Annotated in this window: 9 protein-coding genes and 1 pseudogene; 7 read left to right on the top strand and 3 right to left on the bottom strand. The window is 46.1% G+C overall.

Going from position 1 to position 13,996, the window contains the following annotated elements; translation table 11 throughout:
- Positions 1–11 precede the first annotated feature (11 nt).
- A complete protein-coding gene (gene dhbA / locus EI161_RS00315; protein ID WP_192523331.1) occupies positions 12–770 on the top strand; it encodes a 2,3-dihydro-2,3-dihydroxybenzoate dehydrogenase in 759 nt (252 codons plus the stop codon).
- 104 nt (positions 771–874) lie between these two features.
- On the opposite strand, the gene EI161_RS00310 is transcribed toward dhbA, so the two are convergent.
- Genes EI161_RS00310 through EI161_RS00300 form a run of 3 tightly spaced genes read right to left on the bottom strand, consistent with a single transcriptional unit; the run spans position 875 to position 5,391 of the window.
- Positions 875–2,806: an AMP-binding protein gene (locus tag EI161_RS00310; RefSeq protein ID WP_192523319.1), complete on the bottom strand. Its 1,932-nt coding sequence runs from the start codon at positions 2,804–2,806 to the stop codon at positions 875–877.
- Positions 2,807–2,829: 23 nt separating this feature from the next.
- Positions 2,830–3,699, bottom strand: a complete 870-nt coding sequence (locus EI161_RS00305) for an isochorismatase family protein (protein ID WP_192523320.1) — start codon at positions 3,697–3,699, stop codon at positions 2,830–2,832.
- Between the two features lie 48 nt (positions 3,700–3,747).
- Positions 3,748–5,391, bottom strand: a complete 1,644-nt coding sequence (locus EI161_RS00300; protein ID WP_192523321.1) for a (2,3-dihydroxybenzoyl)adenylate synthase — start codon at positions 5,389–5,391, stop codon at positions 3,748–3,750.
- A 91-nt stretch (positions 5,392–5,482) separates the two neighbouring features.
- On the opposite strand from EI161_RS00300, the pseudogene EI161_RS00295 reads away from it, so the two are divergent.
- From EI161_RS00295 to EI161_RS00270, 6 genes and pseudogenes are all read left to right on the top strand, one after another.
- Positions 5,483–8,478, top strand: a pseudogene (locus EI161_RS00295) (condensation domain-containing protein).
- A gap of 95 nt (positions 8,479–8,573) precedes the next feature.
- Entirely contained in the window at positions 8,574–9,926 is a 1,353-nt protein-coding gene (basC, locus tag EI161_RS00290) for a putative histamine N-monooxygenase (protein ID WP_192523323.1), read from the top strand.
- A gap of 343 nt (positions 9,927–10,269) precedes the next feature.
- Positions 10,270–11,211 carry an ABC transporter permease gene (locus EI161_RS00285; RefSeq protein ID WP_192523324.1) on the top strand — a complete coding sequence of 314 codons (942 nt, stop codon included), beginning with the start codon at positions 10,270–10,272 and terminating at the stop codon, positions 11,209–11,211.
- Positions 11,208–12,158: an iron chelate uptake ABC transporter family permease subunit gene (locus tag EI161_RS00280; protein WP_192523325.1), complete on the top strand. Its 951-nt coding sequence runs from the start codon at positions 11,208–11,210 to the stop codon at positions 12,156–12,158. The genes EI161_RS00285 and EI161_RS00280 overlap by 4 nt, the downstream gene beginning before the upstream one ends.
- Positions 12,155–12,931 carry an ABC transporter ATP-binding protein gene (locus EI161_RS00275; RefSeq protein ID WP_192523326.1) on the top strand — a complete coding sequence of 259 codons (777 nt, stop codon included), beginning with the start codon at positions 12,155–12,157 and terminating at the stop codon, positions 12,929–12,931. Before EI161_RS00280 ends, EI161_RS00275 begins: the two co-directional genes overlap by 4 nt.
- Positions 12,928–13,902: a siderophore ABC transporter substrate-binding protein gene (locus tag EI161_RS00270; RefSeq protein ID WP_192523327.1), complete on the top strand. Its 975-nt coding sequence runs from the start codon at positions 12,928–12,930 to the stop codon at positions 13,900–13,902. The genes EI161_RS00275 and EI161_RS00270 overlap by 4 nt, the downstream gene beginning before the upstream one ends.
- Positions 13,903–13,996 lie beyond the last annotated feature (94 nt).

Below are 13,996 nucleotides of genomic sequence, written 5' to 3'. Positions count from 1 at the left end.
GGATTAGCATGATGACAAACCACACTGTGACAAAAAAAAACGCGTGGCTGGTGGGCGTCAATCAAGGCATTGGCGCAGATGTGATGCAGCGCCTGTTGGACGAGGATGTTGAGGTCATCGGTATCGATAAGACCAAAGACAAGCTGCCCGCTGCACTACAACAGCAGGTACACATTTGCGATATTCGAGATGAACAGCAGATTATGCACTTATGCAAGACACTGTTAACGGTCAGTCCTCCTGACTATTTTATTCATGTTGCAGGTGTCCTACATTTGGGACAGCACGATGATATATCATCGACAGATTGGCTGGATACCTTTGCGGTAAATGTGTTTTCTTTTTTTCACTTCTGCCAAAAATTGACGCCTTATTTTAAAGAAAAACGCAGTGGCAGTATCGTTGTGGTGTCATCCAATGCCGCCACGATGCCGCGTATCAATATGTCCGCCTACGGAGCATCAAAATCGGCACTGACTTACTTCACAAAGACAGTGGCATTAGAGCTGGCTGAATATGGTGTCAGAGCCAATGTGGTGTCACCAGGATCAACGGGAACGGCGATGCAAACGCAGCTATGGACAGATGACAATGGCGAGCAAACCACCATTACGGGCAGTCTTCAACAGTATAAACTTGGCATACCGCTACAAAAAATAGCGCAGGTTAAAGACATCACCAACGCGATCATGTTTTTTATAAGCGATCAATCGTCACACATCACCATGCAGGATCTAGTGGTGGATGGTGGTGCGACATTAGGGTGCTAGCACGGTGCTATGAGCACTTAAAAAGAACATAAAAAAGATAAAGAGGATCTAAAAAGGGTTTACTGCGGTAAACCCTTTTTAGATCCTCTTTATGTAGCGTAGCTTTATGGACGGTCTAAAGCAAGCTGTGCTTTTGTCATTACCTCACCCAGTGTTTTACAGGCCACCAGTGAATAAAAATCAAGCGAGACATTCAGCTGCTGTGACAGCTGTGTGGCAATGGTCATCAACTGTTTGGGTTTTAGGTTTAAAGCAAACAGTTGCGTATCGCCCCTCAGCATTTGCGTTTGGTGCTCGGATAGATGGCTTTTAAATAAGGTCAAAATGGCATCAATCACTTCTGCTGACAGGTTGGGATCAGTGGGTATGCCCGCTATGACAGGCGTTGGCGCTATAGATAATCGTTCCTGTGCTAGGCTTAGTAGTTTGTTGCGATCGACTTTACTGTTCGCTGTCAGCGGTATGTCACCTATTAATAAAAACTTAGAGGGAATGTGAGAGCTTGGTAGCTGATCTTTTAGATAGACTCTTAGATCAACAGCGCTCAGCTGTTGCTTGGACACGCAGTTGGTATTGCTTATGTCATGCGTATTGTCGATGGTGTAAAGCGCCACCAGCTCATTGATATCGGTGGTAGGGTTTGTGCAGCTGATCACCACGGCATGATAAATGGCAGGATGGCTAGATAATGCATTTTCAACTTCAGATGCTGCAATGCGTACGCCTTTGACCTTGAGATAGCCTGCCTTGCGTCCTGAGAATATAATTGCGCCATCATCTCGATAATAACCCAAATCACTCATCTTAAAGGCCATGACCACACCGCCATTTATCGTTTTAATGGGCACAAAGTCATTGTGATGTGTCTCTCCATCCAATAAGTAGCCATTTGATAAATTGATGCCAGACATATACATGGTGCCGATAGTACCAGCCTCACAAGGCGCGTGCTGCTCATTTAGAATGTGATACTGGTTGTGTGCTAAGGCCTTCCCGTATGGAATGGTGTGTTGATCGTCGTCAAGGATTTCATGCCAAATACTCCAAATGGTGGTTTCTGTCGGCCCGCCTAAAGAAAACAGCCGCGCTTGAGGCAAGGTCTGTTTGAGCAGGGTAACCATAGATGGATTGATATAGTCACCACCTTGGGCAATGAAGCGCAGGGTCTTGATTTGATCATGACCACTCACCGTCAGTAACATATCAACAATGGCAGGCACGCTACACCACAGTGTGATGTGATGTTTGGCGATCAATGTTGCCCATGCACCCGCATCTTTTTGCTGCTCGGTAGTTGGGATGACCAGCGTTGCTGCCACTGATAGGGGCGCAAAAATATCGAATACAGACATGTCATGATGAAAAGGCGTGATAGCCATAAAGACATCGTTATGAGTGATATCCCAGTGTGCTATGGTTTGTTGCAAGACATTGGCAGTTGCCTGATTGTTTAAGACCACACATTTTGGCTTTCCTGTGCTACCCGAAGTATAGAGATAGTAAGCAGGTCGACGGCTTAAATCATAGGTACAAGACCAGTCAAGCAGATTTATCGGGTCGTTATGACCACGCGCGGCATCAATATCAATGGTCGTTATTTGAATACCAGATAGCGGCGATAGTGGTCCCTGACTGACGGCAAAGTCGGCGCGACTGTTGGTCAGTAAGTAGTCAATCCTTGATCGCGGTGCTTGGATATCAATAGGCAGCCAAACGATACCCATTAAGGCACATGCAATCGTGGTATAGATATGTTCAGGGCTTTTGTGCAAGCAAATGGCCACAACAGACCCAGCACGAATGCCTTGCTGCCTAAATATGGCCATTATTACTGCCACATGATGCCCCACCTCATGATAGCTGATCGATTGGTCGGCAAAAATAAGCGCGGTCTTATTTGGCGGTGTGACCAATACATTGGTCCTAATCGCATCAAGATAGTCATGCAATATGACGTTTGCAAATGCAGCGTCTTGGTTGGGAGTATAGTTGGGAATACAAACACCCTCTAAATGGTCATCACTCACGTTCTTCATATCCTTTTACCTAGGGGGATTATTTAGGCTGATTTTTGCTGCTGTTGTATCAAATCCCACCAGTTAGACAAGGTTGGATTGCGTGCAATCTCTTCAAAACCGATATCAACGCCATATCCTTTAAACTCGGCGGCAAGCTGCATGATTCTAAGCGAGTCTAACCCGTAGACAATTAAATTCTCCTCAGGGTCTATCTCTTCTTTTTCCTCAATGAGCTGCTCAACTCGGGTATGAAGCCACTGTTTGGTAATCTTGTCTGTTTTTTCCCCGACGATCGCCTCGGTATTTAGCACGTGACCACAACGCGAAGACACATACTGTAGTGCCATGCGATGCTCCGCTTCTGAGAAGTCAGCAACCGCATCACCGACTAAGAAGCATTGAATGTCACTCATAAACGCATCTATAGCGGTCACCATACAGCCAATATGGGCATAAACCCCGCCTACAATTAGCTGGTCACGGTTCCAGCCTTGCATACGCGCCTGCAAGTCTGAGCGGGCAAACGCGCTGTAGCGCCACTTGGTCAAGACAATATCTGTGTCAGCTGGCGTGAGCGGATCGACGATAGATTGCTGATCGGCTGTCGCTGCTGGCAAGCCTGCGCCCCACATGGCATTGAGTAGGGCGCGGTCCTCCTCTGGCTGCTCATAAGGCTGGGCGGTATATACCACAGGGACGTCATTGTTATAAGCCCATTGGCGCAGGCGGGTCAAATGATGGATCAAGGTATTGATAAGTGTGCTGTCCGTCTCATAAAAACTGATAAAGTAACGCTGCATATCATGGATTAGAAGTACGGCTCGTTTGGCATCGAGTTGCCAATTTACTTTATTGGTAGGATAGCTTTCAGGCTGCGGCATGGGGTAATCGGAGAGGGTTTTGATGGTCATACAAGGCTCGCTATTGAGTTTGAAAGTGTTGGAATGGTCATAAAACTATTACAGTAATTGAAAGGTACGCAGGGCTTTTTTGTCGGTTTTGCCCACGGCGGTTAAGGGCATGGACTCAATAAACTTGAAACGATCAGGAATCTTATACTGAGCAATACCTGTGTTTAGTAAATAACGCCGTAACGTCGAGGCTTTGATATTAGGATCACGAGAAATGATATAGAGGCAACTTTTTTCACCAAGTCGCGGGTCGGTGATGGCGATGAGCGCGGCGTTTAACACATCAGGATGTGTAAGAATGAGGTTTTCAATTTCCTCTGAAGCGATCTTCTCGCCGCCACGATTGATTTGGTCTTTGACGCGCCCCACAACGCGCAAATTCCCCTCAGGGGTGCGCTGTACCAAGTCACCAGAGGTATAGTAGCCATTCTTATCAAATGCGTTAACATTGTGCTCAGGGCTTTGGTAATATCCGCAAAAAGTGTAAGGCCCGCAGGTAGTCAACATGCCCACCTCACCCTCTGGGACAGGGTTGCCTTGCTCATCAACAATCATCACCTCATCATCTGGACTTATCGGTCGCCCTTGGCTGGTGAATATTTGCTCAGCATCATCATCCAAGCGAGTGTAATTCACCAGCCCCTCAGCCATACCAAAGACCTGCTGTAAAGCACAGCCAAATACCGTGGGCACTTTTCGTGCGAGTGTCTCAGGAAAATTTGCCCCACCAACCTGTATCAGCTGCAAGGTTTGCAGCTGTGCTGCGTGTTTAGGCGCTTGCTCTATCCACGCCACAACCGCACTTGGTACTAGTGACGCCATAGTGACACCATAACGCGCAATGATTGAAAAGCAACTTAAAGGCTCAGGATCAGGTGCCATAACGACTGTGCCTCCTGCATACAGCACACCAAGCGCGCCAGGAGAGCTCATCATAAAATTGTGCGGTGCCGGTAGCGCGCAGAGCAGCCGCGTATCAGTATCTAGTCTGCAAATATCAGCACTCGCTCTGACACTATAATAATAGTCGTTATGTGTGCGCGGGATCAGCTTGGGCGTACCCGTACTACCGCCAGACAACTGAAAAAAAGCCACCTCGTCGGCGGGGGTAGGCGAGTAGAGCACAGGATGCGTATCATCAGTATCCACCATATCGCTGGCTGCTATCCATGTCTCCAGTCTGTATTTACTGGCAGTGTGTGCGGTGTCATTCAGTGTTAAGACAAGCTGCGGGCTCAGATCAGTGGCATGAAGCTCATTAATAAAGTCGTCGTTTTTAAAGACCTCGTGAGTCGCTGACACGATCAGCAACTGTGGCTTAATTTGCTGACAAAAACTTCGTAGTTCATGCTGCCGATGGGAATAAAGCGCATTTAAGGGAGCGACGCCTATTTTTAATAGCGCAAAAAAAACAATATAAAATTCAGCCGTGTTGGGCAGCTGCACCAAGGCGGTGTCTCCTTTGCCAACACCTTGAGCGCTGATGCGACGGGCTAGATGGGTAGATAAATCATCTAACGCTTGATAGCTGATCTGACGATCACCGCAAATCAGCGCCGTCGCATTAGGGTCGCTGGCGCAACGCTGAGACAGGATATGTGTCAGTGGTTCATTGATCCAGTAGCCTTGGGCAATATAGTGCTGCGCTCTGTTTTTTGGCCAAGGATAAAATTTAATAAGCGGTTTAATCATATTCTCAAAACCTTAGCGGAACGGTGCTATGTCATGTTAAAAGAAGGGATATTAGAGCAATAAAAAAATAATCATCAATTATTGTTTGTAAATGTTAATGCTAATGATTATTATTTGTGATACAGTGCCTCATATATATTATTTTGTCAACTGAGTAAGCACATCATGAGTGAATTAACTCCCATGCAAGCAGCCTGCTGGTTTGGCCGTATCAGCGAATCTGAGTTTTTAGGTGGGGTGGCCGCCCATCTTTATGTAGAATTTGATGGGCAGTCAATTGATTTACAAAAGCTAGAGTCGGCCTTACAGCATATGCATTTGAGGCACTCCATCTTGAGAATGCGCCTCAGCTCAGATGGCATTCCTACTATTGCCGAATCTGTACCAAAAACCCTGCTTGAAATTGATGATTTGAGCGTGCTAACTGCCCAAAATCAAGTACAGTATTTGGAAGATAAACGCGAGCAATGGACGCACCAGCAGCTGGATTTGACCAGTGGTCAAACGGCAAGGTACTCAGTCAGTCTTATCAATCAATCAAACTTTCGTTTGCATATTGACACGGATATGATCGCAGTCGATCCCTCTAGCTTTTGTCAGTTGATAGAAGATTTAGCGGCGTGTTATCAGGGTGTAGTCACCACTACTAAGCCCGTTGTCTGCTTTTTTGATTGGTATGAGGCAATGCAAGCAGATGCAAGCATCAAGCAGCGCCATCATAGAGACAAAACATGGTGGCGGGCGCGTCTTCCAGATATCGCCCCAATGCCCTCATTACCAGTGAGTGATAACGCAGCAAAAACGGCGCAGAGTCATTGTCTCAGTGAGCGACTGACAAGTGTGGAGTACAAAGTGTTACGCCAGCTGGCGCGTCAGCGAAAAATCACTTTTTCTAGCATGATGCTTGGTCTGTTCGCTTTTGCCTTGAGTCAGGCCACCCAAGATACTTTCTTTAGACTCAATGTCCCAACCTTTTGGCGCGCGCCTGTGGTAGAGCATATTGACCAGTGTATTGGCGATTTTTCTAATTTTGTCATTGTCAATATAGACATAGCGGCAGCCAAAACCTTGGGGATGCTTTGTCAAGATGTGGCTAATCAAATGATTGAGCTGCTAGACCATGCCCATTACGCGGGTATCAATATCATGAGGGATTTATCTCGCTATCATGGTGCTGCCCAGCAGACGCCCGTGGTGTTTACTGCCGCTTTGGATTTGCCACAAGGGGTGCTGTTTTCTGAAAATGTCAAACAAGCTTTTGGTGACATTATATGGACAACATCTCAAGGTCCGCAGGTTGCATTGGATGCTCAGGTGGTGCGCGTGGAGAATGGCGTACTGGTGAATTGGGACATACGTTTGGACACATTACCACTGGTGTGGGTCACCGTACTGTTTCACTCATTTATCGGCTTATTGAGAGAAGTCGGTCAAAATCCTGCTGTTCTTGATATGGTATTTAATCAACTGCCCAAAAGCATTATTTATCAACCTGAGCTGCAAACCTGTCATCAAAGCGAGCAGCCAGCCAATCACAAAATCATAATGACTGACGAGCAGCCATTATCCGCGATACAAGAAGCCTATCTGCTTGGTCGTACGACGCAGATACCGCTTGGCGGCGTTGCCATGCAGGAGTTCCGTGAATACTATGGTCGTATGGATATGGCTGTGCTCAAGCAGCGCTTGACGGATATTGTTAAGCGGCATGAGAGTCTACGCACTCATATCAATGTGACCACATTGACTCAGTATGTGTGTAATGATATCTGTATCAATCTACAAGAGATTGATCTGCACCACCTCTCAGCCAAAGAAGCCACTACCTATCTACAGTCTTATCGAGAGACGTATACGCACCAAATGTTTGATTTGCAGGGTGCGCCTTGGAACATCACGGTTTTTCATTTAACAGATGGCTTTTTGCGCCTCTTTATACGTTTTGATGCACTCATTCTTGATGGCCGTGCGATCGCGTCTTTAATGCTTGAGCTGTTTGCAGCGCCGTCTGCCACAACCACATATATGACGATGCCCACTGTGACAATAGACACGCCTGCTGAAACTGAATCTAAAGCGGCTTCTCGTGCAGTGGATATGGCTTATTGGGTACAAAAGCTGTCTAACGTTACCAATGTGCCTGCATTGCCATGGATCAGACCATTAAATGAGCTGGGCGCTGCCCATTTTGTGCGCCGCAGTTTGGTCGTACCAGCAGATACGTTTCGGCAATTGGGAAAAATTGGGGCAAAACAAGGGCTGTTCAAAAACTCTGTGATTATGGCGCTCATCCTAGAGCTGCTCTCACAAGTGCAGACACAAGTGCAGGTACAGCAATCCATCGTGGTTGCGGTGCCTGTTTTACCCTTATACACAGGGACGCTAGTCAATAACTCCACGTTTATAGCGGTTGAGTGGGCAGTTGGTACAAAAAACTTCATTCAGCAAGCTTCAAGTTTGCAAGTCGATGTGCTCGAAAGCTTACAGCATTTGTCATTTTCAGGAGTAGATTTGGCGCGATTGCTCTTTGAAAAATTCAATGCCGCACCTGTGTTGCCTATCGTGATTACCAATGGTTTGTCTTGGCCAGTTCTTACAGCAGATACGCCAATGCGTTTAGAGCGTGGATTAACCCAAACGCCGCAGGTCGCGATTGACATTCGCTTTACCACCCAGCGTGATGGCGCGCTCGTGTTTGATATCGATCATGTGCCCAAAGCCATTGCCACCAAGACCATTGACTGCTTGTTGCAGGCTATCGATACCGCGATACATCAAATGGTTGCCTCACAAGCCTTTCACTTTGATGTCTCGTCATATCTGCCTGTCGCTACAGAGCAAAACGCTGATGTGACTACCACGTTTTGTCAGCAAGCCCTATTTGATATTTACTTGGATACCATCGGTCAGGTGAGTGATACCCCTGTCGATAAAACCATGAATTTTATGACCATTGGTCTGCGTCCTCAGCACCTCAAAACCATCTCAAAGCGCCTTTATGATACTTATGCCGTGCAGCTCTCGCCAGCGCAGCTACTGCATTGCCGCGATGTGAGCGAGGTGCAGCGGCTCTTAAAGACTGGGTAGCACGCGCAACAAAGCGCTGCAAAAGAGACATGCCGCTGCTTAAAAATCAGCACTATTGAATATTGGAATCGTTTGACATTAAGGGTTTATGCACAATGAATAAAAAAATTGCCGACATTATTGGTATTGGTATTGGACCCTTTAATTTGGGCTTGGCGGCATTGCTCTTAGAGCATCGTACTATTCAGGCGAAGTTTTTAGAGCGTAAGCACGAGTTTCAGTGGCATAAAGGACTGCTTTTGTCTGGTGCGACGCTGCAAGTTCCTTTTTTTGCCGATCTTGTCACGATGGCAGATCCATGTCATAGGCTGAGCTATTTAAACTATTTGCATCAGCATGACCGCTTATACCAGTTTTATTACTATGAGCACTTTTTAATCCCGCGCGTTGAATACAATCACTATTGCCGCTGGGCCGCCACGCAGTTACCCAGCTGCCATTTTGGTGAGCATGTTGACAATGTCACTTATGATGCCAAGCAAGATCACTTTGTCGTCGACAGTACATCAGCATCAGGAGGAAAAACACAAGGAGAGAAAAAACAGTATCGCAGCACCAATCTGGCCATTGGTATTGGTACAAGACCAAATATACCCAAATGGCTGTCCGAAAGTAATCATCCCTTGGTCAAGCATGCGGCAGAGTTTGCCTCCTTACAACAAGCCTTAGCGCAATGCCAAAAAGTGACCGTCGTTGGTTCAGGACAAAGTGCGGCTGAATGTGTACTGGCACTGCTAAGATCATTGACGCCTACGAAAGTTGCCGCAGGGGCGGGCGTTCGCTGGATCAGCCGCTCAGCAGGCTTTCATCCTATGGAATCCTCAAAGCTTGGTCAAGAGTGCTTTACACCCGCTTATATGCAGTACTTCCAAAGCCTGTCTCGAGAAAAACGCCGTGACATCTCAGGGAATCAAGGGCTGTTATATAAAGGAATCAGCTACTCAACCATCGCCGATATATATGATCTGCTGTACGAGCGTTCCATCGGTGGCAAGCCTACGGGTTTATCACTACATCCCAACTGCGAAGTAGAAGCTATTGCAAAAAATGTCCAATCAGGGGCGCTTGAGATCAAGTGTTTGCACACGCAACTAGCGCAGCGCTTTGCCCTAGAGACAGACGCCGTGATTGCTGCTGTCGGTTATGTGCATGACTGGCCACAATGGCTGACGCAATTAAAAGGGTCGGTACTGGCAACGGATAGTAATGAGGATTTTATAGTGCAAGAAGACTTTACGGCACTTAGGTGTGATGCAGGTTTGGGACGAATATTTATACAAAATTCAGAAATATTCCAACAAGGGGTCGGTTCTCCAGATTTGGGTATTGGTGCCAATCGCAATGCAGTGATTATCAATCAGTTATTGGGTCGCGAGGCGTATCGCATTGCGAGCGGCACGGCTTTTCAAACGTATGGTATTCCTGAAGATGCGCTCTTAGATCGGTGATGACGCTTAGGGTATGTTGATCAAGATAAAGAAGTAAACCACTTATGTGTTTGGTGGTGAATCAATGGGGGTGCTGTCTTACTGACGATAAGCACAGTTTTTTTTCTGTTTTTTATTATAAGTATAGTGGGGTATGTCTGTATCGGTCTGATGATGCCGATAAGATGTGTTAAAACAGCTGAATTTTGTTAGACGGTGCCAAACATCTGCTAAGTATGGCTATATTTACAGCGATATTTTTGTCGTTGATGACAATAGCTGTCGTTTGGCGCATCACTAACACTGCTTTGTTACCACTGACGCTTATGAGTGAAACTCTATTCTCAAGCGCAGCAGATTTTTCATGATATTTAGGTTATCGGTTTTATTTGCCACGTTATGTCTGGCCTCTCTTATGATTGGCACCAAACAGATAATGTGGTCGGAATTATTTTCTTTTTCTACGGACGCATGGCTGACGCTCACGGCCAGTCGTATACCACGGCTGATTGCGCTGATACTGACAGGGGTAGGGCTGTCAGTCAGTGGCGTTATTTTGCAGCATATCGTGCGTAACAAATTTGTTGAGCCTGCAACGTCAGGGGGAATGGATGCCGCCAAACTTGGCATTTTAGTGTCACTGACGATGATTCCTAATGCGAGTACGGGCAGTAAGATGATGTTTGCGCTGGTCTTTTGTTTTGCTGCGAGTCTGATTTTTATTTATATCATCAGCCGCATTCAGCTTAAGCGTTCTGTGCTGATTCCTGTGCTTGGCTTGATGTATGGCAGTGTGCTTAGCGCCATCGCTGAGTTTTATGCCTACCAACACAATATTTTGCAAAGCATGCAAGGCTGGTTGTTGGGGGATTTTTCGCGGGTGGTTCAAGGTCACTATGAGCTGATTTATATTATCTTGCCCATTATTGTTCTCGCTTATGTCTACGCGCATCGCTTTACGGTGGTCGGTATGGGTGAGGAGATGGCGGCCAGTTTGGGGCTGAGTTATGTCACCACTGCCGCTTTGGGTCTCATACTGGTGTCAGTGACCGTCGCCGCGTCAGTCATCACCATCGGTGCGATACCTTTTGTGGGGTTGGTCGTACCCAATTTGGTGGCATTAAAGTATGGAGAGAACCTATCGCGCACGCTGCCCATTGTGGCGCTCGGCGGCGCCTGTCTGCTGCTGCTGTGTGATGTGTTTGGCAGATTGGTCATTTATCCCTTTGAGGTGCCCATTGGTCTTACGGCAGGCGGGCTTGGTGGCGTGGTCTTCCTCATGCTGATTATGAGGGGTGTCAGATGACGGTAACTATAAAGTTTCGGACGATGTTTGTATTGATTATCGTCTTGGCGCTTATTTTTTTATTCATCGGTTCAGGTTTGGATTTTGATTATTTGATTCCTAAGCGCTTGATTCGCTTGGCCACTATTATTTTGGGTAGTGTTTGCTTGGCTTTTTCAGCCATCATTTTTCAGACGATTGTGGGCAATCGGATTTTAGCGCCTTCGATCATGGGTTACGAAGCGGTCTATTTGCTATGGCAAGTGCTATTGCTCTTTTTGATGGGCACACAAGGGTTACTGTTTTTGGGAGTGAGTGGCAACTTTATAGTCTCTATCGCGTTGATGCTGGCGTATTCATGGGCACTGCACCACGGGCTGTTTCCACGCTGTAAAAACGATGTTTACACCTTACTATTATTTGGTTTGGTACTGACCATGGTGGTTGGCACGGTGACTCAGTTTATTCAATTGCGTATCAGCCCTGGCGAGTTTTCTGTTTTTCAGGGTTTGAGTTATACCTCATTTAATCGATCTCAGCCTGAGACGTTGTTTTATGGGGTACTTGCGGTTGCAACCGCACTATGGGTTGGCCGCAAAACCTTGCCTATATTAGATGTGTTAGCTTTGGGTCGTGAGCAGGCACAATCCCTTGGGGTGAATCATACCAAGTATGTCAAAAGGTATTTGGCATTTATTGCTATTTTGGTAGCAGTGTCCACAAGCTTGATTGGCCCTACGGTGTTCATGGGGGTATTTGTTGCCAATATTGCGTATGTGCTTGCAGGCAGTAACCGCCATAAGGTCACTTTGCCGATGGCCTGCGCCATTACGCTTACTATCTTTTTAGTGGCTCAGATTTTTGTTGAGCATGTCTTTAATTACAAAACCAGCGTCAGTATTCTTGTCAACCTTGTGGGTGGTATCTATTTTCTAGCGCTGACGGTTCGTACCAGAGGGTTTACATGATTACGATTAACAATGTATATAAAAGCTATGGCAACAAAAGTGTTCTGTCCCAGATCAGTTTGGCTTTTCCTAAAGGCGGGGTGACGTCATTAATTGGCCCTAATGGGGCTGGAAAATCTACGCTATTGATGATAATGGCCAGACTACTAGAACCAAGTGGCGGTAAGGTTTTATTGGAAGGTCGTGATATCAGTGACATTCGTACTTCTGAGTACGCTCATCACGTCGCCACCCTACGTCAGTCACCTGGGTTTAATCTGCGTTTAACGGTGGAGGAGCTGATTTCTTTTGGGCGCTTTCCGTATAGCCGTGGTGCGTTGACGGCAGAAGATCGCCATATCATTGATGAAGCTATTGAGTTTTTGGCGTTAGCGCCCTTGCGTCACGCTTATTTAGATGAATTGAGTGGTGGCCAACGGCAGATGGCTTTTTTGGCAATGACCATCGCTCAGCAAACGGATGTGTTATTACTGGATGAGCCTTTGAATAATTTGGATATGAAGCATGCAGTACACATCATGCAAGCGCTACGGCGGTTATGTGATGAACAGGGTCGGACGGTGATTTTGGTAATTCACGATATCAATTTTGCGGCCAATTATTCAGATCATATTGTAGCATTGAAAAATGGGACACTAAGTTTTAGTGGCTCATCTGAGCAGGTGGTGACAGAAAGTAACTTAAGTGAATTGTATGATCTTGAGTTTGAGATTATTCGTAGTGAACGTGGTTGTTTATGCAACTACTTCAATTTATCAGGAGTGAGTATATGAATGTAAAAAAACAAGGTTGGGTATGGATGCTTGCCATCATGGCATCTATTCCTCTACAAGGCTGTGAACAAAAATCTCATGAGCCTGCAGCGTCACAGGCGCTAAAAACTCCCATAACCATCGAGCATGAGCTTGGTACGACCGTGCTCGATCATCGTCCGCAGCGGGTTGCCGTACTTGATATGAACGAAGCTGACTTTCTAGACCAGCTTGGTGTACCGATTGCAGGTATGGTCAAAGACTATGTGCCGCATTTTTTGGCTCAATACAAAAAAAATGCTGACATAGAGGATTTAGGTGCAATTGTTCAGCCCAATATGGAACGCATATATGCGCTACACCCTGATCTTATTTTGATGACCCCACTACATGCGGCAAACTATGAAGAGTTGTCCGAGATTGCACCAACGCTACATTTCGATGTGAGTTTTAAAGACAGTCAGGCGCGACATGTCGAAAATGTCGAAAATCACTTATTAGCTTTGGGTAGGATTTTTGATAAAGAAGCATTGGCAAAAGAGCAGGTCGCGCAGCTAGAAGCAAGGGTACAAGACGTACAAGCAGTAACAAAGAATCGCCCAGAAAAAGCGCTGGTAGTACTGCATAATAATGGGGCTTTTAGTAATTTTGGCGTACATTCTCGCTATGGTTTTATCTTTAATGACTTAGGTGTCAAGCCTGCAAGCACACTTGAAGATACCAGTCTGCATGGTCAGCCGATTTCTAGTGAGTTTATACAGCAGGCAGATCCTGACATTATTTATATCGTTGACCGTACTGCAGTTATGGAACATCGCGCGACTATCAGTTCTAATGATGTAAGCAATCCTTTACTGCGTCAAACCAAAGCGTGGAAAAACGGTAACGTTGTGTTTGTTGATGCCGACGCGTGGTATATAGCAGCAGCTAGTCCAACCTCATTAAACATCATCATGGACGATGTCCTCAAAGGTTATCCGTCAATTTCATAGATATATTCTAAGACGAAAGAGGTTTTGAACGTAGAGCCAGTAAATAATTAAATGAGAAGCAGAAAGTTTTTTATCTAAAATTATTAATGATTAT

It is taken from the genome of Psychrobacter sp. FME5 (assembly GCF_014861375.1).
Taxonomy (GTDB): domain Bacteria; phylum Pseudomonadota; class Gammaproteobacteria; order Pseudomonadales; family Moraxellaceae; genus Psychrobacter.
The sequence above is the reverse complement of the archived record's forward strand: the minus strand, read 5'-3'. Positions and strand labels throughout refer to the sequence as shown.

Coding starts and splice junctions, on each gene's coding strand:
- dhbA (WP_192523331.1), top strand. CDS start 12: ATGACAAACCACACTGTGACAAAAAAAAACGCGTGGCTGGTGGGCGTC.
- EI161_RS00310 (WP_192523319.1), bottom strand. CDS start 2,806: ATGAAGAACGTGAGTGATGACCATTTAGAGGGTGTTTGTATTCCCAAC.
- EI161_RS00305 (WP_192523320.1), bottom strand. CDS start 3,699: ATGACCATCAAAACCCTCTCCGATTACCCCATGCCGCAGCCTGAAAGC.
- EI161_RS00300 (WP_192523321.1), bottom strand. CDS start 5,391: ATGATTAAACCGCTTATTAAATTTTATCCTTGGCCAAAAAACAGAGCG.
- basC (WP_192523323.1), top strand. CDS start 8,574: ATGAATAAAAAAATTGCCGACATTATTGGTATTGGTATTGGACCCTTT.
- EI161_RS00285 (WP_192523324.1), top strand. CDS start 10,270: ATGATATTTAGGTTATCGGTTTTATTTGCCACGTTATGTCTGGCCTCT.
- EI161_RS00280 (WP_192523325.1), top strand. CDS start 11,208: ATGACGGTAACTATAAAGTTTCGGACGATGTTTGTATTGATTATCGTC.
- EI161_RS00275 (WP_192523326.1), top strand. CDS start 12,155: ATGATTACGATTAACAATGTATATAAAAGCTATGGCAACAAAAGTGTT.
- EI161_RS00270 (WP_192523327.1), top strand. CDS start 12,928: ATGAATGTAAAAAAACAAGGTTGGGTATGGATGCTTGCCATCATGGCA.